General features: G+C 64.3%; 16 protein-coding genes. 1 reads left to right on the forward strand and 15 read right to left on the reverse strand.

The window, feature by feature from the left end; all coding sequences use genetic code 11:
• Positions 1–531: 531 nt before the first annotated feature.
• The 11 genes from LDO29_RS27305 to LDO29_RS27355 form a co-directional block, all read right to left on the reverse strand.
• On the reverse strand, positions 532–8562 hold the full coding sequence (locus LDO29_RS27305) for a hemagglutinin repeat-containing protein (RefSeq protein ID WP_224082869.1): 8031 nt from the start codon (positions 8560–8562) through the stop codon (positions 532–534).
• 652 nt (positions 8563–9214) lie between these two features.
• On the reverse strand, positions 9215–9865 hold the full coding sequence (gene pcp, locus LDO29_RS27310; protein WP_224082870.1) for a pyroglutamyl-peptidase I: 651 nt from the start codon (positions 9863–9865) through the stop codon (positions 9215–9217).
• 15 nt (positions 9866–9880) lie between these two features.
• Positions 9881–10831, reverse strand: coding sequence for a DUF979 domain-containing protein (locus LDO29_RS27315; RefSeq protein WP_224082871.1), 951 nt, complete (start codon positions 10829–10831; stop codon positions 9881–9883).
• A 3-nt stretch (positions 10832–10834) separates the two neighbouring features.
• Entirely contained in the window at positions 10835–11563 is a 729-nt protein-coding gene (locus LDO29_RS27320) for a DUF969 domain-containing protein (protein WP_224082872.1), read from the reverse strand.
• A 102-nt stretch (positions 11564–11665) separates the two neighbouring features.
• The gene (gene pxpA / locus LDO29_RS27325) at positions 11666–12406 is read right to left on the reverse strand and encodes a 5-oxoprolinase subunit PxpA (protein WP_224082873.1); all 741 of its coding nucleotides are present in this window, start codon (positions 12404–12406) and stop codon (positions 11666–11668) included.
• Positions 12407–12425: 19 nt separating this feature from the next.
• The gene (locus tag LDO29_RS27330) at positions 12426–13445 is read right to left on the reverse strand and encodes a 5-oxoprolinase subunit C family protein (protein ID WP_224082874.1); all 1020 of its coding nucleotides are present in this window, start codon (positions 13443–13445) and stop codon (positions 12426–12428) included.
• Positions 13442–14092, reverse strand: coding sequence for a 5-oxoprolinase subunit PxpB (pxpB, locus tag LDO29_RS27335; RefSeq protein ID WP_224082875.1), 651 nt, complete (start codon positions 14090–14092; stop codon positions 13442–13444). The genes LDO29_RS27330 and pxpB overlap by 4 nt, the downstream gene beginning before the upstream one ends.
• A gap of 253 nt (positions 14093–14345) precedes the next feature.
• A complete protein-coding gene (ltrA, locus tag LDO29_RS27340; RefSeq protein WP_224082876.1) occupies positions 14346–15743 on the reverse strand; it encodes a group II intron reverse transcriptase/maturase in 1398 nt (465 codons plus the stop codon).
• Between the two features lie 467 nt (positions 15744–16210).
• Entirely contained in the window at positions 16211–17206 is a 996-nt protein-coding gene (gene lipA, locus LDO29_RS27345; protein ID WP_224082877.1) for a lipoyl synthase, read from the reverse strand.
• A gap of 49 nt (positions 17207–17255) precedes the next feature.
• Positions 17256–17966 (reverse strand): lipoyl(octanoyl) transferase LipB, encoded by a 711-nt coding sequence (lipB, locus tag LDO29_RS27350; RefSeq protein WP_224082878.1) that lies wholly within the window; start codon positions 17964–17966, stop codon positions 17256–17258.
• A 162-nt stretch (positions 17967–18128) separates the two neighbouring features.
• Positions 18129–18497 carry a DUF2917 domain-containing protein gene (locus LDO29_RS27355; protein ID WP_224082879.1) on the reverse strand — a complete coding sequence of 123 codons (369 nt, stop codon included), beginning with the start codon at positions 18495–18497 and terminating at the stop codon, positions 18129–18131.
• 204 nt (positions 18498–18701) lie between these two features.
• Between LDO29_RS27355 and LDO29_RS27360 the strand changes: the two genes are divergently transcribed.
• Positions 18702–19661: a transcriptional regulator GcvA gene (locus tag LDO29_RS27360; protein WP_224082880.1), complete on the forward strand. Its 960-nt coding sequence runs from the start codon at positions 18702–18704 to the stop codon at positions 19659–19661.
• Positions 19662–19665: 4 nt separating this feature from the next.
• Here the strand turns inward: LDO29_RS27360 and LDO29_RS27365 are convergent, their stop codons facing one another.
• From LDO29_RS27365 to mrdA, 4 genes are all read right to left on the reverse strand, one after another.
• The gene (locus LDO29_RS27365; RefSeq protein ID WP_224082881.1) at positions 19666–20706 is read right to left on the reverse strand and encodes a tyrosine recombinase XerC; all 1041 of its coding nucleotides are present in this window, start codon (positions 20704–20706) and stop codon (positions 19666–19668) included.
• A gap of 35 nt (positions 20707–20741) precedes the next feature.
• Positions 20742–21413, reverse strand: a complete 672-nt coding sequence (locus tag LDO29_RS27370) for a DUF484 family protein (RefSeq protein ID WP_224082882.1) — start codon at positions 21411–21413, stop codon at positions 20742–20744.
• A 76-nt stretch (positions 21414–21489) separates the two neighbouring features.
• The gene (rodA, locus tag LDO29_RS27375) at positions 21490–22632 is read right to left on the reverse strand and encodes a rod shape-determining protein RodA (protein WP_224082883.1); all 1143 of its coding nucleotides are present in this window, start codon (positions 22630–22632) and stop codon (positions 21490–21492) included.
• Positions 22633–22643: 11 nt separating this feature from the next.
• Complete coding sequence (mrdA, locus tag LDO29_RS27380) at positions 22644–24944, reverse strand: penicillin-binding protein 2 (protein ID WP_224082884.1); 2301 nt, start codon at positions 24942–24944, stop codon at positions 22644–22646.
• Positions 24945–24975 lie beyond the last annotated feature (31 nt).

Below are 24975 nucleotides of genomic sequence, written 5' to 3' on the forward strand. Positions count from 1 at the left end.
GAACCGGGGGTCAAGACAATCTGGCAGGGCTTGCAGCGCGTCATGGACTTCGCCGCCGGAATCAAGTACGCCAGGGAGATTGGTCACGAGTGACTTGTGTGTAATGCAATGCTTTATACCCCCCTTAACAGCACCACCTCATTAAAAACTTGGCCCACCCACGGGTTGCTTTTGCGGTTTCGCCAAGCCCTTTGATTACCGGTGAAAGTACAGTTGTCATTCCAGAAATCTGCCCTGTTACCTGCTGACATAGCCTGTCTTACCCACGAATCTCGCTATAGCATTGCCAGAAGGTATGCGCGCCCAAAAGTAAAGAGACCAGCAAGCACAATACTTGCAAGCGCTCCAACGAAACCAAATGCCGCAGAATCGTTATAACCGAACCAAACAAAAAGCAAAGTGGCCAAAAATAAAGTTGATTTAAGCCAATAAAAAAAGCTGATTTTGGTGAATCATCAATGCCTTTCCCAAAAATAAGAAATGTAACCAAAGAGGACGCCAAAATTATTATCACGACACCAAATCCTATTCTCATTTTTTACCCCCATTTAATTGCTCAAGAGTATTGTTTATACCCCACCACGGATTAGTGACTGGATCGAACATTGGGTCCACCGATTTACCTAGACCAGTCATGTTACCCAATGGAACGCCAATTTGTTTTCCGGAAAAAATTGTTCCAGTCTTAGTCACAAAAAGGGAGAAGGTCTGCATGAGCGAACTTGTTTCCGCTGACCATGTGTTCAATGCTTGACCATAAATGCCACCCAAAGCTCCGCCATAGAATCCACCCATTGCCTCCGCAGTTGTCAACGGCTTTTCCGTTAAATAGCTTATCCCCAATGTTGTGGCTAACCCGCTGGCCGCAGCTTTACAGGAGATAGGGCCTGCGAATAGGCAGGCGACACCCGTGGTTGCGAGCTTGCCAGTTCGCTCGTAAACCAAATTCTTCTGCCGTAGTTCCTCGCCCGTCCAGCCAGCTTTAATCTGCTCCTGTCCACGATCAGATGTAGCCTTATTCGATTTAATGTACTCGCTGTTGTAGTTGTGATTGGCGTACTCCGGATCGTTCTTGTAGCCATCGCAGTTCAGGTTCCGGCAGCCAATGATGCTACGTACTTCCCAATCCTGCTTGCCGCCTGACGCTTCCGCGGTCTGCTTATCGGAATTACGGAGAATCTCCGCAACGATGCGCCCTTCGGCTTCCTGTTCCGTAATACCAAGGCGTCTTGCGACAATTCCTGCGTGCTTTCTCGCCAAGTCATATTCGTCCGGATGCAACTGCCGATTAAACCGATCCACATTCGCCGCCGTAGCCGCACCAGAACCGCCACCCATTACACCGGCAAGCCCACCTCCAACAATATTCGCCGCAATATTCCCCAACGCCTCATCCAGCGCCGCATTGCCCGTATCAGCCCGTCCGGCAATCGCGCTGCTCAACTCCCCAAGCTTCTCCCCCGCCAGCGATGCCGCAGCCGCCCCTGTGGCCCCGGCCAGCGCATTGCCTCCACCCAGCCCCGCAATAAAGGCGCCGCCAGCCGTATGCAACGCAGCCCGATAGCTGCCACTGTCCTTCCAGCCGTCGATATCAGCCTGCGCCGCATCCATCGCAGCCTGATTCTCAGGACTCGGATTCACTCTGTTCGCCTCCGCCGCTTCGGCATACCGCTTGTTGGCATCCTCAAGCCTGGCTTGCGCAATATCCCCAACCGTCTTCGCCACCGCCTCGCCCGCTGCCTGCGCCGCCGCCATCGTGTCGGCCTGCTTGTTCAGCAGCTTCTCCAGATCCGGCTTGCTTCCCACCTGGCTGTTGGTGCGGGTCGTGTCCCGCCTTAGCGTTGCAAGATCCTGCTTCTGGTTGGCCGAGTCCGTGATCGTGATGGTGCTATCGGCTATCGCCGATTGCGCCGAGCCATCCTGGCTGCCGCTTTTGTGCTGCGGAATCATCGGGCTGATGCCGCCGGTGTTCTTGCCTGACGTCTGACCGCTGTTCTTGTCGCTGGTGTTCCTGCCAACAGTCCCGCCACCCGACACGCCGTACGATGTAGCGCTGTAGTCCGAATGGTTGGCGATATCGCTCCACGAGAGCGTGCCCGTGCTCAGACTGTTCTTCTCCTTGTCGGCCTCACTGTCAATCAACGCACCCTTCAGGTCCGTGTTGCCCTTCACCGTGATGTCGAAACCGCCCTCGCCCGCATAGATGCCCGACTGCTCCGAGACATTGGCATAGCTGCCATCGGCCTTCCCCTGGGAAGCCGAGAAGCTTCCGCTGGCGCCGCCCTGGCTGATGCTGATGCCGCCACCAATGCTCTGCTGGCGCGCGCGGGATTCTCCGGTGTCCTGCCGGCTGGCGACATTCAGGTCTCCGCCTACATCCATGCCGACCGTGTCGCCATGGATCGTCGCGCCCTGGATATTGGTATCGCTCCCCGAAACGATCAGGACGGAATCCTTGCCACGCACGTGACTGTTGCTTTGCGTCGCACCCACGCTATCCGAGTTGCCCTTGGTCTGCGACGCTGACGCGGAAACGCCGAAGCCGGCGTTGTCCTTCCCAAGTCCGTACGAAACACCAACGCTGGCGCTGGTTGATTTGTTGGTGCTGTGGCTTTCATCGGTATCCGTGGCCGAGACGATGTTGACATCGTGCTTCGCCCCAAGCACCACCTTGCTCGCGTCGATCTCCGACCCGGCGATGTTCAGGTCACCCGCCGTCTTGTTGCCATGGGCATCCACGCCCGTGGCAACGAACTTGGCAGTGCCGCCGGCCCGCGCACTAGAGCCGTCATGGCTGGTGCTTTCCTGCGTCAGCGTCTGCTTGCTGTGGGTTGTCCCATACGAAAGCGTCACTGCTGCGCCCTCCATGGCCCCCTTGCTGTCCATCAGCTTGCCGGCATCGTAGAGATCCCGCGTCGCCGCCATGCCCCACAACGCGGAGGCACGCCCGTCCTCGTTCTTCGCGGCACTGTTGATCTTGTTGCCCGCATTGAGCGCCGCTCCGGGAGCGCCGCCCGATACACCCAGCGTGAAGCCGCTCTGCTTTACCTCGTGTGTCTCGTCATGGTGCTGCCGGTTCTGCGCCGCCTCGATGCTCACATCCGCGCCGACGCCCGTGATGTCCTGCTTCGCAATCAGGTCGCTGCCCTTGACCGTCAGCGTGCTGCCCGCCTTCAGGTTCAAGCTGCCATCGGTCGAGCCCACGAGGCTGCCCGCCTGCTGCGTGCCACGGTCGTTGATGGTGTCCTTCTGGTTACGGCTGCCGTAGGAGATTCCACCGCCCGTCGCACCAAAGCCGGACTTCTTCTCTTCCCTGAAGCTGTATGCGGAGGATTCCGTCTCGGTCGTCGTAATGCCCAGGTTGCGGTCGGCCGTCAGATTGAGGTCTTGTGTGGCAGCCACCGTGCTGCCCGCTACCGCAAGATCCCGGTCGGCTTTCATCGTCACCGTGTCCCCCGAGAACGTACTGCCCATCGCTTCCGTCCGGCTGACCGCATCGATCGTATGCGTCGACGACTTCGACAGGACGCCACCGCTCGTGCTGCCCTGCTCGTCCCGGATCGCCACGCTGGCCTGGCCCGCCGTCACGTTGATATCGCGCTTGGCGTGGACGTCCAGCTTTTCCCCGGCGTTGACGTACGCCGCCTTGGTGTTCACGTCCTGGCCGGCAGCCAGCGTGACGTTCTTGCCCATTAACTGCGTGCCGATGTCCGCGCTGTACGCGGTGCTGGTACGATTGCGCGAATCGGTCACGGAATCCCGGCGGTCGCCCACCTGCACGGTTTCGAGGTTAATGTCTCGCCTGGCGTGCATGCCCAGATCGCCCGTTGCGGTGATGCTTGCGGCCCGGGCGTTGACGTCTCGCCCGGCCTTCAGCGTGGCGCTGTCCACATCGAGCACCGATATGCCGCTTAACGCAGTGTGGCTTGCTGCGGCCTCCCCGATCCGGTTGCCGCCAGTGGCCGTCGTGGTGGTCAGGTTGATATCGCGCCCGGCCGTGGCCGACAGCTTGTCCGCATTGATGGTGCCCGCCAGGTTGTCGATGTCCTGCTTCGCATTGAGATCCATGGTGCCAGCGGTGAGCGTGCCGCGCTCGTTGACGATGTTCCCGGCCTCGATCAGCATCACCTTGCGGCTGGCGATGGTGCCAGTGTTCTTCACGTCCCCAGAGGTCTGGATGTCGATCTTGCTGGCGGCGATCAGCGTGCCGTCGCCCTGGATGTCGCCCACGCGCGTCATCAGGTACACCTGCGGCACCAGCACCCTCTGCGTGCTACCGTCCGGCAGCGTGACGGTCTTCTCCACCAGCCACACGATGTCGCTCGTCAACGCACGCATCTGCTCCGGCGAGAGTTCCGTGCCGACGGTCAGCTGGTATTTCTGTCCGAACGTCACGCCGGCATTCATCAGGCCGATGTACTGCGATTGATTGTCGGCATAGTCGCCGGTGAAGCGTTGCCCGGTGGCGAGCATCACTGCGTCGGCGACCAGACGTGCCTCGTAGAAGCCGTCGCCCAAGCGCTTGAGGACGTTGCCCGGATCACGGCCAAGCTGCTCCAGCATGTAGTCGCTGGACCGCCACTGGCGCTGGTTGGTGAAACGCGGATCAGTCTCGATCAGGTAATGCGCACCCGGTTGCGTGTTGACCGTGAAGAGCGCATTGGGCGGCAACGCAAGCGATGGCGTGACAGTACGAATCACGTTACCACCCAGCCTGGAGCCAGGACCATTGGCCTCCAATTTGGGACCCGAAGTCGCCCCGCCGGTGTCAAGCGACACCTGCATCATTGTCGGCACGTTGGAGATCGGCGTAATGCCTGGCTTGGCGCCCACATTCGTTCCCGTGCCATTCACGGACTGGTGATCCAGCGAAGAGCCCGTCGCCAGAACAAGCGGCAGGTTGAGATCGACAGGCGGCAGCACTCCCGGTTTGATCCGGCGGTCGGGATCGTTAACCCCATAGTTGACGTAGTACCAGTCTTGCGAGCCCGAATTGGATTCAACGCGGGTGCCGGTGTAGCCCCGGTTGTCGACGGGCGAGGGGACGGTAAGCGTGCCACCAACCAGAACTTGGCTCTTGTCGTTCACGACGGCGCCGTTCAGCCTGGCGTCTCCACCGACAAGAATGCGCGCGGGGTCGGTGCTGGCAACGGTTTCATCGCGAACGCGGGTCTGCTGGTTGAGCACGTAAAAATCCGAAACCGAACGTGCGTGAAAGTCCTTGTTGAACGCCTTGATCTTGTCGTTGAGGGCCTGGTACTTCGGGAAGTTCTCATCGTGCCAGGCCTGGTAGGCCAGCTGCGCGGTCTGGCACGATGCCGGCGCGTCGTTCGCGCATGGGCCCTGGAATGGCGGAGGAACGGAACCCGGGCGTGCAACGCCGAACTTGTCCCAGATCGCATCGTCGGGCTGGTAGTAGAACCGCTCATTGGTCACGCTCACGACATTGCCCACGTTGTCCGTCTCACTGAACTGCGCAAAGGCGAGGCCCACGGGCGACCACCGGTCTATCGGCGTAAAGGAATTGTCGCCCTCCACCTGATAGCTGCCCCAGGCGAGGACAGGCCCGGCCGTTCCGTCCATCCGGCGCGACCAGTCGAAGGGCGGACCAAACTGCGAGAACGGATAATCGTCCGAAGGCAGCACCAGCCAGCGCGGCGCGCCTCGTTCATTGCCATCCCTCTGCAGCCAGTCGATGTCTGTGGCCGGATGGTAGTAATCGGTCGTTCCGAACTTCCAGTCGAAGAAGATCGCTGTGGTGGGATCAATATCGACCGTCGATCCTTTAAGGCGGTAAGCGAGTTGAGTGACCGTACCCGTGTCGTTCACCGCCGTCGCAAAATGACTGTTCTGATTGAGGATGACCGCCGCATCGATACTTGCATTGCGCACCACGTCAATCGTCGCCGATGCGTTCGTCAGCGAGCTGGCGCGGCCAACGACGTTTCCACTGTCATCCAGCGCACCGCCCACATTCAGGTCTTGCGACGAATAGATCAGCGCGTGTTCGCGGTTGACGATATCTGGCGCGCCAAGATTCACGTCGCCGATACGTGAGGCAATCACGCCGCCGATTCCGGTCACCGGATTGGCATCGTTGACGATCTGCTGGCCGGCGCCAATGGATACCGAATCGCCGTAGATGCGGTCCACGTTGGTCACCGCGGCACCGGCATCGATACGCACGATGCCACCGTCGATCAGTCCGCTGTTTGTAACGCCCTGGTCCACCCGCAGATGGCTGGATTCTTGCCCGAACAGTTCGCCAGCATTGGCAATGTTGCGACCATGCACGTCCAGTGCTTGTCCGGCGCTGAGGGTTCCGGTGTTCGTGATATCGCCCGTGGTATCCAGCGTCGTGTTCTTGCCTGCGGTGATGGTGCCGGCATTATGGAAATCGCTGGTCAGCTTCAGCGTCACGTCGCCCCTGGACTGCACCGTGCCATCTCCGGTCAGGCTGGTACCGGAGATCCGGAGCGCCTGGTCCGCCGACAGCAAGCCACGCGTGTTGGTCGTGGCAGCAACATCGAGCTGGGCCGTGCCGCCGGATGTTGTCTCGCCCCGACTGTTGTCCAATGTAGCGGCCGTGGCAATCAGCGTGGTATCGGCGCGCAGCGCACCTTGCGTGTTGTCGATGACGCTGGCCGCCAGCTTCACCGCGCCACCCTCCATGCCAAGCGGGTTGTCAGCGGTTCCGCCGAGCGTGTTGCGATTGAAAACGGTGCCCGCCTGCACGTCCAGCGTGCCGCCAGCATGTGTATGACCGGCTGTGTTGTCGAGGACGTTTGCAATGCGCAGCGTCGCGTCGCCATTGGATGCCACCTTGCCTCCCACATTGGCGAGGCTGTCGCCGTTCACTTCAAGCGGCCCGCCGGCAATGATCTTGCCAGTGGTGTTGTCCAGAGCCGTCCCGGTGAGTCTGAGGTCGCGCCCGCCTGACACGGTGCCGCCGCTGTTGTTCAGCGAGCCCGTGTCGAACGTGAAGGTCCCGTTGGCAACGGTAACACCGTCGCGGCCGTTGTCGTAGGTCTGGCCGTGGGTATCGAGCGACATAGTGCGCGTCGCCTGGACCACGCCGCCACTGTTGTTCACCGAGCGCGTGCTGGCGCTGAGGTCTCCAGCGGAAATCTTGCCCGCGGCATTCGCAAGCGTGTGGCCGGCGGTGTCCAGCGAGAGGCGCTGGCCTGCTGACATCTGACCCGCATCGTTCACGATCGGCCCGCCTGTTGCGGTCAGGTCGATCGCGGCCAGCGCCTTGCCGCCGGTATTGTCCAGCGGACCGGTGAGCGACAGGCTGGACTGGGACGAGCCCAGCGAGCCGCGTTGATTGTTGATCTGGCCCGCGACTAGTGCTGCCGCCTCGTTGGCCGCCAGCGTGCCGCCCTGGTTATCGATCACCCCCGGCGTTCGCACATCGAGCGTGCCCGCGCCCGTGATTGATCCTTCTGCGTTGAGCTGACCCTGCGTCGCGGCGACGATGCTGCCGCGCGTGGTGATCGTGCCCGCATTATCGATGTTGCTGCCGGCAAGGGTCGCGACCCCCTGTGACTGCAGCCGCGCCCCGGGCACGATGCGGACATCGCCGTTGGCATCCAGCGTGATGTCGCCCGTTGTAGCGGTGATATTGCCGCCAACGTTGAAACCCACGCCCTTTTCAGTCCCCACCAGCCGCACCGCGCCGGCATACATGGATCCGAGCGTGGAGGCATCCAGCGCAAACCGTGGTGCCGCGCCCGAACCGGCCTGCGGCGTTGCCGCCAGGCTTTGATGATCAATCTGGTTCGCGCCCGTCACGGCATTGAGCCGATCGGCCCACACCTGCGCATTGATGGAGATTGCGCGCGAGAGCAAGTCGACCTGCGCCTGCGGGCTGGACAGCCCCTGACCATCGATAGCGATGGCGCCCTGGCGCACGTCGAATCCCGTCAGATCGCCGCCGGCGCTGAAGACCGGACGTCCCGTACCGAGCGTAAAGCGGTCGGCGTTGATGGTCCCGCAACCCGAGCACGTAATGCCTGCCGGATTTGCGATCACCAGCGAGGCACGATTGCCGGCAATCTCCTGCATGCCCAGCAGTTGCGAGGGGTTCGGCGCCGTAACCTGCTGCACGATGGTGCCCGCATGGTTGTTGCCCAGTTGCATATTGCGTTGCACCCAGCCGGCAATCTGCGTCTGGCTGTTCTGGCCAGCGTTGTTCACCACCACGCCGGAGGGGCCGACGTTGTACTGGATGAAGTTGTTGATGCTTGTCCCGCCGGGGCGGTTTGGCGGCGCGATATTCACGACAGGCGTGCCGTTCGCGGCCGTGCCAACGTATGGCTGCGCGCCGGGTGCGCCTTTGTCGACCTGGATCGACAAGGTCTGCGCCTGCAGCGTCATCGGCAGGCCGATCATGGCTGAAGTGAGCGCGGCGAACCAGAACACTGGCACGAAGGCCGATGGCCCTGCACCGGCATCAGCGACGGCATGGCGATCTTTACCGCGCCCTTTCGCACACTCCCGCACGGCGACCAGCATGCCGCGCGCGACGTTGAAAACCAGACGATATAGCTTTGTGTTCATGACGCCCGCTATTGGATTGCAAATGCAAACGGAGCGACATCAGCTCCCTTATCCAATGGCAGCGCGGCATTCTGAATCTGGATGCAGCGGTGTGAGTGGATGCCCAAATATTGAGCTTTCCATAATTCACGACAACGCCAAATATTCGTCGTCCCCGCGCAGGCGGGACCCAGTGACTTTTTGTCCCCCTTTCGGGGGACTTCAAAGACGCTGGATTCCCGCCTGCGCGGGAATGACAGTGGTCATTTTGATTTGTCGCGAAATAGGAAAAGCTCAATAGTTCCATCCAATTAATGGATGGAGCTATAGGACATTTCAGCTAATCCTCTGAATGTTGCGGTGGATTAAAATTTACCTACGACGCGACTTATTTTTCACCAGGAAATTTCTGCAAACAGATACTGATTTTCATCATGGAGAGTGATCGTATTAGGGGAGGGACTCGTTCGTCGGACAGCAGATCCGATCGTGCACCGGAGCGACTGGCGCCGGTCCGGTGTTACCGGCTTTTCTTGACAGGCACCGAAGGGTGCAGGTCCAGTTGGAGATGAGGTTGTGAGGTGAGGTGACTGAGCGACTTCGCGGCGGCGCCGGCGCTCACCCCCGCCCCTTCCCCGCAAGCGGGAGGGAAACGGTGTCGTGATGCGTGCACTCAGTGCAACTGCCCGCCCTGCTCCCGCACATCGACGTCCGTTGCCAGCGTAGTGGCAACAGCCTGGCGGATGCCCCGAACCATCATCTCCAGTGACATGCTCGGCTGGCCCGGATGACGCGCGGCCTGCTCGGGCAGATACGGGATATGAATGAACCCGCCGCGCACCCCTGCGCCGACAGGGGTAGCGAGGCAATGCATCAAGCCATAGAACACGTGATTGCAGACGAACGTTCCCGCCGTCTGCGACACGGCTGCAGGCACGCCGGCCGCGCGCATATCGCGCGCGATCGCCTTGATCGGCAGCGTGGAGAAGTACGCCGCCGGGCCTTGCGCAGCGATCACCGTGTCGATTGGTTGCGCCCCAGCGTTATCGGCAATGCGGGCGTCGTCGACATTGATGGCCACGCGCTCGACCGACATCTCCATGCGTCCGCCCGCCTGTCCGACGGCAATGGCCACCGCGGGCTTCACTTCCCGCAGCAGCGTGTCCATGGCATCGATGGCCGCACCGAACACGCACGGCAACTGGCGCGCCACGACCACGGCATCGCCGATGTGCTCGCCATCCAGTGCGCGCACCGCTTCCCATGACGGATTGATCGGCTCGTTTTCGAACGGCTCGAAGCCGGTAAGCAAGACGGTGCGCATGACGGATCTCCGGATTTACATGAGGAAGTACAGCAGCGCGATGTTCGCGACAAGGATCGCCAGCGCGGTCGGCACCTGCGCGCGGATCACGGCGTTCTTGTCCTCGAGTTCGAGCAGCGCGGCCGGCACGATGTTGAAGTTCGCCGCCATCGGCGTCATCAGCGTGCCGCAGTAGCCCGAAAACATGCCGATGGCTGCCATCACCGCCGGGTTGCCGTGGAACATGCCGACCAGGATGGGCACGCCGACACCGCCGGTCATGACCGGGAACGCGGCGAAGCCATTGCCCATGATCACCGTGAACAGCGCCATGCCGACGCAGTACACCGCCACCGCGACCAGCTTGTAGTCCATGTTGATGTAGGCGGTGGTCAGGTGCGCCACGGCCTTGCCTACGCCGGCATCGGCGAACACCAGGCCCAGCATGGCCAGCATCTGCGGCAGCACCAGTGCCCAGCCGAGCGATTCCGTCAGCCGGCGCGATTCGCGCATGCCTTGCGCCACCGTGTCGCGCGTCAGCCAGCACACCACACCCAGCGAGATCAGGCAGCCGATGCCGAGCGAGACGAAGGTCACGTTCTTCGGATCGAGCAGCGGAATGCCCGCCACCTTCACGTCCTTGAACAGCACGGTGCCGATCACGGTCACCAGCGGAATCAGCAGCGCCGGCACGAACAGCTTGTTGCCGAGGCGGCGCGCGCTGGTGCGGCGCTCTTCTTCGGGCAGCGTGTCGTGCTTGCCGTGGCCAACGCCGCCGAAGCCGGCGATCAGCGCCATCACCACGGCGCCGATGCCCACCGCCGCGGGCGGCAGGCGGTCACCGATCAGGAAGACGATGGCGTACAGCAGCCAGAACAGGCCCGTGCTGAAGCGGCGCGGATGCTCGCGGTCGGCAAAGGTCAGCAGCGCGGTGATGGCAAGAACCAGGCCCGCCAGCCAGTACAGGTATTCGATGGATACGATCATGGCTTACTCCCCGCTCTTGGCAGCGACGTTTGCGGCAGCGGCCTTGCCGCCGAGCTCGCGCTCAAGCCAGCCGTCCAGGCGCTTCAGGCGCACCGCATGGATCAGGAATGCGCAGATCGCCGTCGGGATACCCCATACGGCAATGTGCAGCGGCTCGATGTCGATGTTCGACGACAGCAGGAAGGTGTGCATCAGCGCGATGGCGCCAAAGGCCACGAAGATGTCCTCGCCGAAAAACAGCCCGACGTTGTCGGTGGCCGCGCAGAAGGCCAGCACGCGCTGGCGGATCGGCTCAGGCAGGTGACCGAAGCGGTTTTCCGCCGCGCCTTCCGCCATCGGTGCCAGCAGCGGGCGCACCATCTGCGGATGGCCGCCGAGGCTGGTCAGGCCGACGGCCGCGGTCAGTTCGCGCACGCCCAGGTAGACGATCAGCAGGCGGCCGACGGTCGCCGACGCGATGCGCGCGATCCACGCCTGCGCATGCTCACGCAGGCCATGCCGCTCGAGCAGGCCGATCACGGCCAGCGGCAGCAGGATGATCAACGGCAGGTTGCGCGCCTTGACGAAGGCGGTGCCGATTGCAGAGAAGATCTGCATGACCGGCATCGATGCGGCGAGGCCCGTGGCGATAGCGGCCAGAGCCACCACCAGCATGGGATTGAAGCGCAGCACGAAGCCGATGATGATGACGCCGACCCCGATCAGGGGCCAGAGGTTGACTGCCTGTTCCATAAGAGACACCAGAAGAAGTGTGATGGAGGCGAGCTGCCTTCAAGCCGTCAGACTGCACGACGGGGAAGGCCGCGGGAAATGCCGGTGACAGGGCTTGCTGCCCTAGACGCCGGCGCGGACTGCAATGCCTTCGGCGCCGAGCCGCTCGCGGATGCGGCGCGCAAAGGCAAGCGCGTGGGCGCCGTCGCCGTGCAGGCACACGGTCTCGGCGCGGATCGGTACCCAGCTGCCGTCGATGGCGCGCACGCGCTGCTCGCGCACCATGGTCAGCGTCTGGTTGAGAGCGACTTCCTCGTCTTCGTGCAGCGCGCCCGGCGTGCCGCGCTTGACGAGCGAGCCGTCCGGGTTATAGCCGCGGTCGGCAAAGACTTCTTCCTTGACGCGCAGGCCTGCCTGGCGCGCCACATCGATCATCTTGCTGCCGGCCAGGCCGAAGAAAACCAGGTCGGAATCAAAGTCACGCACCGCACGCACGATGGCTTGGGCCAGCGCCGGGTCACGCGCAGCCTGGTTGTACAGCGCGCCATGCGGCTTCACGTGGTGGAGCTGGCCGCCCTGTGCGCGCACGATGGCGGCCAGCGCACCGATCTGGTACAGCACGTCGGCATAGACGGATTCCGGGTCGCGCTGCATCTCGGTGCGGCCAAAGTTGTCGCGGTCCGGGAAGCTCGGGTGCGCGCCAATGGCGACGCCTTTCTCGATTGCCCACTTCACGGTCCGCAGCATGGTGGCGGCATCGCCCGCATGCCAGCCGCACGCCACGTTGGCGGAGCTGATCAGCGCGAGCAGCGCCTCGTCATTGTCACAACCTTCACCAAGGTCGGCGTTCAAATCGATCTGCATTGCGGTTCTCCTTCAACCTTCAAGCTACGGCGCGCGTGCGGGTGCGGCGGCGCGCAGCAATGGTCATGCCGTCGCCCTGCCATTGCAGGGCCTGGTCAATCTGGCGCAGGTAGCGGTCCACAGCCGCCTGCGCGGCGGCGGCCTCTTCGAGCGTCACACGCAAGAAGCGCACCGATGCCCCCAGCGGCACCTGCGCCAGGCGCCACAGGTCGGCGCGGATCACGGCGCCGATCTTCGGGTAGCCGCCGGTGGTCTGCGCGTCGGCCATCAGCGCGATCGGCTGGCCGGCCGGCGGCACCTGGATCACGCCAGGCACCACGCCGTGCGAGAGCAGGTCGGCGCTGCGTTCGGCCTTGCGTGAGAGCGCCGGCCCCTGCAGGCGCAGGCCCATGCGGTTGCTGTTCGGCGTGATCGTCCACGCCGATTCCCACAGCGCAGCCTGCGCGGCGGGTTCGAAGTCGTCATACTCTGGCCCCGGCAACAGGCGGATCGGCACGACGTCGCCGGTGCCGGCGCCTGGAAGCGCCCACGACGGCGCCTGCACGCCAAGCCAGTCCGAGCTGTCCGCCACCCCCGGGCGCGCGGCGGCGAGCCGGTCGCCTTCGTGCAGGGCGCGCCCCGCGAAGCCGCCAAAACCGGCCTTCAGGTCGGTGCTGCGCGAGCCCATCACCGGCTCCACGTCGATGCCGCCCGCGACGCTCAGATAGACACGGGTGCCGCCGCGCGTGGCGGGCAGCGTCAGCGTCTCGCCGCGGCGGACATCGAAGGCATGCCAGGACCAGACCGGCACGCCGTCCAGGTTGGCGTTGCACTCGGCGCCGGCCAGCGCGACGCGCATATCGGCGTGGAAGCGCACGGCCGCACGGCCCAGCGTGAATTCGATGGCCGCGCAGCCGGGCGCATTGCCGAGCAGCCGGTTGCCGATGGCCAGTGCCAGCGGGTCCATGGCACCGGAGCGCCCCACGCCGAAATGGCGAAAGCCGGTGCGGCCAAGGTCCTGCACGGAGGCCAGCGCACCAGGTCGGATGATCTCGATCACGCGATGACCTCCTCGGCAATAAAACGTACAGTATCGCCGGGGGCAAACAGTGACGGCGGGTCACGGTCGGCCACGAACAGCGCGGCATCGGTACGCCCGATCAGTTGCCAGCCGCCCGGGGCGATGGCCGGATAGATGCCGGTCTGCTCGCCGCCGATGCCAACCGAGCCGGCCGGCACCGCCAGCCGAGGCTCGCGCCGGCGCGGCGTGGCCAGCTCGGGCGCCAGTCCGCCCATATAGGCAAAGCCCGGCTGGAAGCCCAGGAAATACACCACATACTCGCCTGCGCTGTGGCGGCGCACCACTTCCTGCGGGCTCAGGCCGGTATGCGCGGCCACGTCGACCAGGTCCGGCCCGTGCTCGCCGCCGTAGCGCACCGGGATTTCCACCAGCCGGCCCGTCGCATTGCGCGCCTCGCCGGAAGCCCAGGCGAGCCTCAGGTTGCGCTCCAGCGCCGCGACATCGGCCGTGCCGTCGAAGATCACCGTCAGGTTGTTCATGCCGGGCACGACGTCGACCACGCCACGCCAGCCGGCCGCGCGCACCGCCATGGCCCAGATGCGGCGCTGGACCTCGAGCGAGGCCGGCGGCGGCACGCTGCAAAGCAGTGCCTGTTCGGCAAGACGGTGGACGGTACAGGAGGTCATGGGCAACACCGGCTGGAACACTGCTGATCAGTGTAGGCCCGTATGGCACCAGATGTGACCCATCAGCAATTCATCGATAATTTATCGATGAATTCATAATAACGAAACAGGGATGGGCACGGCACTAAGGATTGACCCTAATAACGGGCGTGACGCTATGCCGCTTTGCGCTGCAGGCTGCCATTGAGTAGGGTGAGGGGTTACCCCCTCAGCCCTCTCACACCACCGTACGTGCGGTTCCGCATACGGCGGTTCACGAACGAGACTGCAAGCGTCGCTGAGTATCCAGCAACGAGATCAGCCCCATGGCATCGAAGTAGCCCTTCGGGAAGGCCGCGTTCATGTGGCTTGCCCCGGCATTCCACCATGGGCCCCGCCCATTGCGGGTCGATTGCCACGCGCGGTCCTCCTTTAGCCCCTGTCGACGCAGCATCACTGCGCGGGTAGCGCGGCGCTTGGCCTGCCGCCATAGTATGCAGCGCAACCGCCGCCGCACCCACCCGTCCAGCGTCTCCAACACGCCTTTCACTTCCGTGTATTGGAAGTACCCGACCCATCCGCGCAATACCGGATTCAGCACCGCAATGGTGTGGGTCAGGCTCCTCCCTCGTCCCGGACGCGTCAGCTCCCTCACCCGTTCCGTCAGCCTTTTCAGGCTTTCCGGGGCGATACGCAGCCGCGCCTGACGGTGTGCTGTCAGGCTGTAGCCTAGGAACTTGCGCGCCCATGGCCGCGCACACGCGCTTTTGGCCTCGTTGACCCGCAGGTTCAGCCGCTCCGCAAGGAACACCTTCATCCCGGCCAACAGCTTCTGCCCCGCCGCCTTGCTTCGGACGTAGATATTGCAGTCATCCGCGTAGCGACAGAACGCCAGCCCCCGTTTCTCCAGTTCGCGGTCCCAATCCGTCAGCAGGATGTTCGATAGCAGCGGCGACAGTGGCCCGCCTTGCGGCGTGCCCTGCCTTCTTGCCTCGACCACCCCGCCACGCATCAGCCCCGCTTCCAGATACCGCCGGATCAGCTTGAGCACCCGGGCATCCTTCACCTGCCGCGCCACCCGCGACATCAGGATGTCGTGGTTGACCCGGTCGAAGAACTTCTCCAGATCGATGTCGACCACCCAGCGCCGGCCTTCCTGCACGTACCGCTGTGCCTGCAAGACCGCCTGCTGAGCGCTGCGCCCCGGCCGGAAGCCGTAGCTCGACTCGGAGAACCCCGGTTCGTAGATCGGTTGGAGAACTTGCAGCAGCGCTTGCTGGATCAGCCGGTCCACCACCGTCGGGATGCCCAGTGTCCTCACCCCGCCCGCAGGCTTGGGAATGTCCACCGCGCGCACCGCCTGCGGGATGTACCGGCCGGCCAGCAACGCCGCCCTGACGCTTGGCCAGCTCACCTTCAGCCAGTCACGCAACGCCGTCACCTCCAGGGCATCCACCCCGGCCGCGCCGCCATTGCCGACCACCCTCCGGTACGCCAGCCACATGTTGCTTCTCTCGACCACCGCCTCCATCAGCGGTGGCGCCTGCGCTTTCGTTTGCCCGACAGCCGCCGTGCCAGCCTCCGCACCCCCATCGGCCCCAGGCAGGTTCCGCCCGCCTTCCTCCGCTGTGGGCTGCACTCGTTCGTGCATTTGGGCTTCGTCGGTAAGCATCGAGGTCTGTCGTCCTAATCACGCTCATTCATGTTCGGCCCTTCAGTGCCTACCGCGCACCTAATATGGCCTCTGCTGACTTCTGCACCACCATCCCGGCGCCTCTCGACGCCGGTAGCCATCGTGGCAGCGGTACAGATCTCCCCGGGTATGACGCACCCACCTTCACGCTTATGCCTGTCGGATATACGCCGCATCGGTCCGTGCAAGTATTGGGCTTTGGCTGTTTTGGCTGCCTCACCCCGATACGACGCCTCATCCGCTTCCTGTTCGTCAGGCCAGCGCTTTGCCTCGGGCTTCCTTCAGACCCCCAGTCGCCCGGGGAACCCTTGCCTCTGGCTAACACTTCCCCTTGCCGGGTATGTAAGGGACTTTCACCCTCAAGTGAGTGCGCCCTGCCGGGCGCACCAAAAGCAAAACGGCCGGGTTTCCCCGGCCGTTTTGTTCATGCGATGCGATGACGCCGATCAGGCAAACCCCGCCTGATGCGCCTGCTGGTCGGCGTGGTACGAGCTGCGCACCATCGCGCCCACGGCAGCGTGCGTGAAGCCCATCTTGTAGGCCTCTTCCTCGAACATCTTGAAGGTGTCCGGATGCACGTAGCGCAGCACCGGCAAGTGGTGGTTCGACGGCGCCAGGTACTGGCCGATGGTCAGCATGTCGATATCGTGCGCGCGCATGTCGCGCATGACTTCGAGGATTTCCTCGTCGGTCTCGCCCAGGCCCACCATCAGGCCGGACTTGGTCGGCACGTTCGGGTTGCGGCGCTTGAACTCCTGCAGCAGCTTGAGCGAGTGCGCGTAGTCGGCACCCGGGCGGGCCTGCTTGTACAGGCGCGGCACGGTTTCCATGTTGTGGTTCATCACATCCGGCGGGCAGGCCTGCAGGATGTCCAGCGCCTTGTCCAGGCGGCCGCGGAAATCAGGCACCAGCACTTCGATGCGCGTGGCCGGCGACAGCTCGCGGGTCTGGCTGATGCAGTCCACGTAGTGCTGGGCACCGCCATCGCGCAGGTCATCGCGGTCCACGCTGGTGATCACCACGTAGTTCAGCTTGAGCTGGGCGATGGTGCGGGCCAGGTTGCCCGGCTCGTTCACGTCGAGCGGATCGGGGCGGCCATGGCCGACGTCGCAGAACGGGCAACGGCGCGTGCACTTGTCGCCCATGATCATGAAGGTGGCCGTGCCCTTGCCGAAGCATTCGCCGATATTCGGGCAGCTCGCCTCCTCGCACACCGTCACGAGATTGTTCGCGCGCAGGATGTCCTTGATCTCGTAGAAGCGCGAGTTGCCGGTGGCGGCCTTCACGCGGATCCAGTCCGGCTTCTTGAGCTTTTCGGCCGGCACGATCTTGATGGGGATGCGCGCGGTCTTGTCGGCCGACTTCTGCTTGCGGGTCGGATCGTACTGCTCCGCGGGGGATTGCGGGGTGTCGCTGGAGGAGGCGATCAGGGCGTCGCTCATAAATATCTCCGCACGCACACGGGCGTGCAATTCGCTTGTCAGCTTGTCACTAAGAGGCCAGGGCCGGCGTGGCGGCAGTCTTGTCTGCCGCCAGCGCACGGGCCTCGCGCGCTGCCAGCACCTCGCACAATGCCGCCGCCAGGCGTCGTGCGATGTCGGGTTGTTGTGCGGCGGTAACGGGCTGGTCCTGCCAGTGTCCGCCGGCAGTGGCCATGTCGACCGTTTCCAGTCCGGCATAGCCGCACGGATTGATGCGCAGGAACGGCGCCAGATCCATCTGCACGTTCAGGCTGACGCCGTGGTAGCTGCAGCCGTTGCGGATCTTGAGGCCGAGCGCCGCAATCTTGGCGCCCCGGTGCGGCCCGTCCGACAGGTAGATGCCGGGGGCGCCGGGCTTGCGCTCAGCCGGGAGATTATACGCCGCGAGCGTGTCCAGCACGGCCTGCTCGATGTCGTGAACCAGCTCGCGCACCATCAGCTTTCGGCGCTTGAGATCGAGCAGCAGATAGGCCACCACCTGACCGGGACCGTGGTAAGTGATTTGACCGCCACGGTCGATCTGCACCATCGGGATGCGATCATCCGGCGCCAGCAGGTGCGCGGGATCGCCCGCCTGGCCCAGCGTGTAGACCGGCGGATGCTCGACCAGCCAGACCTGGTCGGGCGTCTCGGGCGTGCGCGCGGCGGTGAAGGCGCGCATGGCGTCGAAGCAGGGCTGGTAATCCTCGCGGCCCCGCTCGATGACTTGAATCGGATGCATGGCGAGAGTGTAACGAAAAGGGCCGGCTTGCGCCGGCCCCTGCCCCGATCATGGGGAATCCGTCAGTCCCGCCGCGTGCCCGGGCTGCCTGCTGCATCACCTGGCCTTGACCAGACCAGGCGCAACCGCGGCGCACGTGGCGAGGACGATCCATTCATTGCTTCATGCCGCGGTGACGTGGTCTTCGCCCGGCGTCCACTCCGTACCTCGAACCAGACGCCGCAACGCGCGGTACACGAGGTGCGGAATATCAGCCAGCGTCGGCACCGGCCGGCGCGCCTCGGCGATCAGCGCCAGCCGCACCGCGCGCCGGGCACGCGGGTCAATGCTCAGCACCACGTCATCGCCACGCCGCAGCAGCAGGCTCCCGCCACAACGCAGCCAGTAGTCCTCGGAATCGCCTTCGCGGGTGATCCACAGGTCGGTGCCGGCAGCATCTTCCACGTGGAGGCGCTGTGCCGCATGAATGGACAGCGCGGTGACTTCGCCGGGATTCAGGGTGAAAACTGTCGTTGTGAGCAGCGCTTGCATGATGGATCTCCTGTCCGCCGGCCTCGGCACGTCTTGCCGAGTCTTGCCACATGACCGGTACTGGCCTGGTTTTCTTGCCAGTACACTTCGATTCGCTGTGGCAATGGGGCGCCGGTGAACTGAATTCTAGTGATTGCCCGGGCACTGGCAAAACGATATATTTTTAAGCTTCTTGTTAGCCAAATTCACAAAGCGGAGCGTGTCATGGCATGGAAAGGCGCATGGGAAAGGGATATGCCGCGCGGCTGGCACCGCGAATTGCCGCGCCTGCCGGCACTGACGGCGCTGCGCGCCTTCGAGGCGGCAGCCCGGCACGAGAGCTTCTCGCGCGCGGCGACGGAACTGTTCGTCACGCACGGCGCGGTCAGCCACCAGATCCGCGCACTGGAAGAGGAACTTGCGATGCCGCTGTTCGAGCGCCACGGCAAGCGTGTTGCGCTGACGCCAGCGGGGCGCCTTTACGCCGAGCGCATCCGCGATGCCCTGCTGCAGATCGCCGACGCCACGCGCGTGCTGCAGTCCGGCAACCGGGACAAGCGGCTGACCATCAGCACCATGCCGTCATTCGCCGCGCGCTGGCTTATGCCGCGCATCGGCAGCTTCATCGAACGGCATCCGGAGCTGGACGTCGAGTTGCTGTCATCGAACACGCTCGTGGATTTTGGCCAGGAGGAAGTCGACATCGCGCTGCGCATGGGCACTGGCGACTACCCGGGCCTGTACGTGGAAAAGCTGCTCGACGATGTGTTCTTTCCGGTCTGCAGTCCGGGCTTCAACGGCGGGCGCCTGCCGGAGCAGCCCGGCGACCTGGCCGGCCTGAACCTGCTGCGCGGCGAAGGCGACCCGTGGAAGCCATGGTTCGAAGCCGCCGGGCTGGACTGGCCCGAGCCGCGCAAGGGACTGCTGCTGGAGGACTCCTCGCTGCTGCTGCAGGCAGCGGCCGAAGGCCAGGGCATTACGCTGATCCGCTCTTCGCTGGCCTACAACGACCTGCTGTCCGGCCGCGTGGTGCGGCTGTTCGATGTCAGCATTCCGTGCCCGTGGCTGCTGTATTTCGTGTGCGCGCCCGGGGCGCTGGATTCGCCGAAAGTGCAGGCGTTCCGAGGTTGGCTGTTGCCGGAGATCGACCGGTTCCGGGAAGTGCTGGCGCAGTGGGCGGATTGAGCGCTCAGTCCTTCAAGGGCGATGCGTTGTCATCGTCATCGTCCTCTGTCGACGCCCTTCCGGCCCGCGGATGTGCCTTGTCATAGACCTTCGCCAGATGCTGGAAGTCCAGCGACGTGTAGATCTGCGTCGTGGAAATGCTGGCATGCCCGAGCAACTCCTGCACGGCCCGCAGATCGCCAGAGGATTGCAGCATATGCGTGGCAAACGAATGCCTCAGCATATGCGGATGCACATCGGCTGGCACGCCCGCACGAATCGCCTGCTCCTTGAGCCGCAACTGCACCACGCGCATCGACAGCCGGTGTCCGCGCGCACCGAGGAACAGTGCAGACGCATCCTCGGGCGCAGCGCCCGGCCGCAATAGCTGCTCGCGCACGGCAAGCCAGCCGCGCAACGCTTCCATCGCCTTGCTGCCGACCGGCAACGTGCGCCGGCGCGAGCCCTTGCCGGTCACGGTCAGCTCGGCGCCGGACATATCGAGCCAGCCGGCCGATTCATAGCCATCGCGCTTTTCATAGCGGACGTCGAGCTGCACCAGTTCCGACAAACGCAATCCACTGGAATAGAACAGTTCCCACACGGCGTGGTCGCGCAGCGCGGCGGCATCGGTCCCCACGGAATGGGAGACGAGCGCCACGGCATGCTCGACGGATAGCGCCTTGGGCAGCCGGTGACCGGAACGCGGCGCGCGCACGCCATCCACGGGATTGGCCTGGACGCCGAGGCCGTGCTGCGCGGCCCAAAGATAGAAGCCACGCCAGGCCGACAAGGTGCGGGCAATCGTGGTGCCCGCCAGTCCTTCGCCATGCATGCGCGCGGCAAAGGCGCGGATATGGCGCGTCTGCAGCGCCAGCAGCGCAAACGCCGGCGCGTGCCTGGCGGCGTGCGCCTGCAGCGCGGTCAGGTCGCGGCGATAACTGCTGATGGTGTGTTCGGCGAGCTTGCGGCTGCCTTGCAGCCAGGCCAGATATTGCGCGATGACAGGGTCTGCCGCCGGCGGCTCCGTATCCGCCGCCGAGACCTTGGTCGGATCGTGGGTCATGAAAGCAAGGCGTGGATGGAGCGGCCCGCTGGAATTCAGTCGCGCAGGCGATTCAGCGCGGCACCGGCCACTTCGCCGATCTGCGCCAGATAGGCCGTGCCCATGCCTTCGTGGAACCGGCGCGCATCGGACGAGCCCAGCACGAGCAGGCCGAAAGCCGCGCCCGGCGCCTCACCGGCGCCGCGCACCGGCGGGCGCAAGGCGACCATGGCAATCGAGGCGACTTCATCGAGCTCCAGCAGGCCGGCGGCCTCGAAACCCGCGTTGGCGCCGCAGTATGGCGCGCGCAGGCCTTCGGCAAACAGGCGCAGGTCATCGCTGGCGCCCTGCGCCACTTCCATGTGGGCATACTGCTCGGCCACGTTCCACAGCTTGATCGCCACGGCAGGCACGTCGAACACCTGTTGCAGGCCATCCTGCACGGCATAGGGCAGCGCGTGGGAGTCCGGCTCGCCCATCAGGCGCATTTGCCAGGCGTGCATGCGCTGCTGGGTGCGGTCGTTGTCGTGCCCGTGGCGCATCAGGTCGGCCAGGCGCAGTTCCAGCACCTTGTTCTTTTCACGCAGGATTTCCATCTGCCGTTCCTGTAGCGACACCGCGCGATGGCTGTGCGGGCTGGTCAGCTGCACGGTGGCCAGCAGCTCGGCATGGTCTTCGAAAAACTCGGGATTGCTCTGCAGGTAGGCGGCGACGTCTTGGGCGTTCATGGGCTTCGAACCGAGAGAAATTTTGATGGCAGTTTAGCAAAGCGGGGCATTCCCGCCCCGCCGCCGTCCATCTGTATTACGTCTGGATCAGCCGTTTCTGTCGGGAAATCGCCATCAGGATGCCGATCCCCGCCCCCAGCGTCACCAGCGCCGTGCCGCCGTAGCTCATCAGCGGCAATGGCACGCCCACCACGGGCAGGATGCCGCTCACCATGCCCATGTTGACAAAGGCGTAGGTGAAGAAGATCAGTGTGATCGAACCGGCCAGCAGCCGCGAGAACAGCGTCGGCGCGTTGGCCGCAATGAACAACCCGCGAAAGATCAGCAACAGGTACAGCACCAGCAGGATGGCATTGCCGATCAGGCCGAATTCCTCCGAGTACACCGCGAAGATGAAGTCGGTGTGCTTTTCCGGAATGAACTCCAGGTGGGTCTGGGTGCCCTTGAGCCAGCCCTTGCCCTCCACGCCGCCCGAGCCGATCGCGATGATCGACTGGATCGTGTGGAATCCCTTGCCCAGCGGGTCGGTGGTCGGGTCCAGCAGCGTGCACACGCGGTGCTGCTGGTAGTCGTGCAGGACCGGCCAGTTCACGCCGGGCGCGCAGATATCGTTCTGGAACGTGATCAGCAGCGAGACCGCCACCACCAGTACGCCAAGCAACGGCAGGATGATGCGCCACGTCAGGCCGGCGAAGTAGATCACGTAGACACCGGCCGCCATCACCAGCAGCGCGGTGCCCAGGTCTGGCTGCTTGGCGATCAGGCCGACCGGGATCAGCAGCAGCACCAGCGCCACCGCGAAGTCGTACCAGCGGATCACGCCCTCGCGCTTCTGGAAGTACCACGCCAGCATCAGCGGCATGGAGATCTTCATGATCTCGGACGGCTGGATCACCATGCCCACGTAGAGCCAGCGGCGTGCACCCTTGCGGATCAGGCCGAACATGGCCACCGCGATCAGCAGCGCCACGCCGACGGTGTAGATCGGCACGGCCACGCGCATCAGCGTCTGCGTGGGCAGGTAGGCAATCACGAGCATCACTACGTAAGACAGCAGGATGTTGCGCAACTGGTCCTCGACCCGGCCCGGCATGTCGATGGCGGCCGAGTACAGCGCCACCATGCCGGTGGCGAACAACAGGAACACGATCAGCGCGAGCGGCTTGTCGAAGCCGGTGAACGCCGTCTTGATGAGCGACAGGACGCGACGCTTGTCCATGCTCGTCTCCTTCAGCGGGTGACGTCTGCGCCCGTCGCCGGCGTGGCGGCAACGGGCTTGACACGTGGTTTGGGCGCGGGCGCCTTGGCGGCCGCCGGCGCGGAGGCCGGTGCGGGCGCGGCGGGCCGCGGCTTGCTGTGGCCCAGCGCCTGCAGCATGCGCTCGTCCAGCGTCTGCACGGCCGAGGCCGGCGCGATCGCGGCCGGATCGAGCGCTGCGGCCATGGAAGCGCCCGCCACGGCAGACGACGCCGCCGCCACCGCGGATGATGCGCCAACCGCGCTGGCCGCTACGGTGCTTGCGCCGCCGGACATGACCGTCGCGCTGGCAATGCTCGCGGTGTTGCCGGTAGTGAACACGCTGGCCGTATCGACCGGCGGGCGCTCGGCCGGCGGCGGCGCCGAAGCTTCCAGTTCGGCCGGCCACTTGCCCAGCAGGTAGTAGTCCATCACCTTGCGCGCAATCGGCGCCGCCACCGCGGCACCGAAGCCCGCGTTCTCGACGATCAGCGCCAGCGCGATCTTCGGGTTGTCGGCGGGCGCGAACGCCGTATAGAGCGAGTGGTCGCGCTTGCGCTCGTCCAGCGCGTGGTGGTTGTACTTCTCGTTCTTGCCGAGCGTGTAGGTCTGGGCCGTGCCGGTCTTGCCGGCGGACTCGTAGGCCGCACCGGCGAACACGCGCGCGGCGGTACCGGAATGCGTCACCGCCACCATGGCGCGCTTGATCACGTCGATGTCGGCCTGCTTGAAGTTCAGGTGATAGCTTTCCTTGGGCACCGTCAGCGAGCGCTTGCGCGTGACCGAGTCCTCGACGGCCTTGACCAGGTGAGGCTTCATTGCCGCGCCGTTGTTGACAATGATGGAGATGGCATTGGCCAGCTGCAGGATCGTGAAGCTGTTGTAGCCCTGGCCGATGCCCAGCGAAATGGTCTCGCCGTCATACCACTTCTGCTGCTCCGGCTTGCGGTAGGCCTTGCGCTTCCATTCCGTGGACGGCAGGATGCCGCGGCTTTCGCCCTCGATGTCGATGCCCGTGATCTGCCCGAAGCCCAGTGGCTTCATGAAGTCGTGGATGGCATTGACGCCCATGTCGCGCGCGAGCGCGTAGTAGTACGTGTCGCACGACTGCACGATCGAGCTGTGCATGTCGACCCAGCCGTGGCCGCCCGGCTTGTCGTCGCGGAAGGTGTGGTTGCCCAGCGTGAACGAGCCCGGGTCATGCATGCCCCATGCGGCCGTGCGCTTGCCCGTGGTGAGCGCCGCCAGCGCCATGAACGGCTTGTAGGTCGAGCCCGGCGGATAGGTGCCCCGCAGCGGCCGGTTCAGCAGCGGCTTGTCGGGCGAACCGTTGAGTTCGTTCCAGGTGTTGGTGTCGATGCCTTCGACGAACAGGTTCGGGTCGAAGGTCGGCTTGGAGACGAAGGCCAGGATGTCGCCCGTCGACGGCTCGATCGCCACCAGCGCGCCGCGGCGGTCGCCGAACAGTTCCTCGGCCAGTTGCTGCAGGCGGATGTCCAGCGACAGGATCAGGTTGTTGCCCGGCGTGGCGGGCGACGTCGACAGCGTGCGGATCGGCCGCCCGCCCGCGCTGACCTCCACTTCCTCGAAGCCGGTCAGGCCGTGCAGTTCGGCTTCGTAGCTCTGCTCCAGGCCGATCTTGCCGATGTAGTTGGTGCCCTTGTAGTTGTCGGCATCCTTGCGCGGGTCGTACTTCGCGCCCTCCGCGTCGTTGGCCTCGTCCATGGCCTCGATGCGCTCCTGGTCGCGCTGCGAGATACGGCCGAGATAGCCGATCACGTGCGAGGCCGACTCGCCCAGCGGATACTGCCGGAACAGGCGCGCGCGCACGTCCACGCCCGGGAAGCGGAAGCGCTGCGCGGAAAAGCGCGCGACCTCTTCGTCCGTGAGCTGGCTGCGGATCGGCAGGCTTTCAAAGCTGCGCGACTCTTCCTGCAGGCGCTTGAAGCGGCGCCGGTCGCGCGGCTGGATGTCGACCAGCGTCGACAGGGCCTCAATGGTGTTGTCCAGCGTATCGGTCAGCTTGGACGGCGTGATCTCGAGCGTGTAGGCGGAATAGTTGCGCGCCAGCACGATGCCGTTGCGGTCCATGATGATGCCGCGGTTGGGCTCGATCGGCGCCACCGAGATGCGGTTGTCCTCGGCCTTGGCCGAGTACTGGTCATGCTTGTACCACTGCAGCCACAGGAAGCGCGTGAACAGCAGCCCGAAGCAGATCACCGTGAACAGCGCCGCGGCCGCCACGCGGAGGCGGAAGCGGCCGATTTCCAGTTCGACGTTGCGGATTTCGGTCATGGTACTGCGGGGTTGGATGCGTTGGTCGCGG

The organism is Cupriavidus laharis (assembly GCF_914271435.1).
Lineage (GTDB): Bacteria > Pseudomonadota > Gammaproteobacteria > Burkholderiales > Burkholderiaceae > Cupriavidus > Cupriavidus laharis.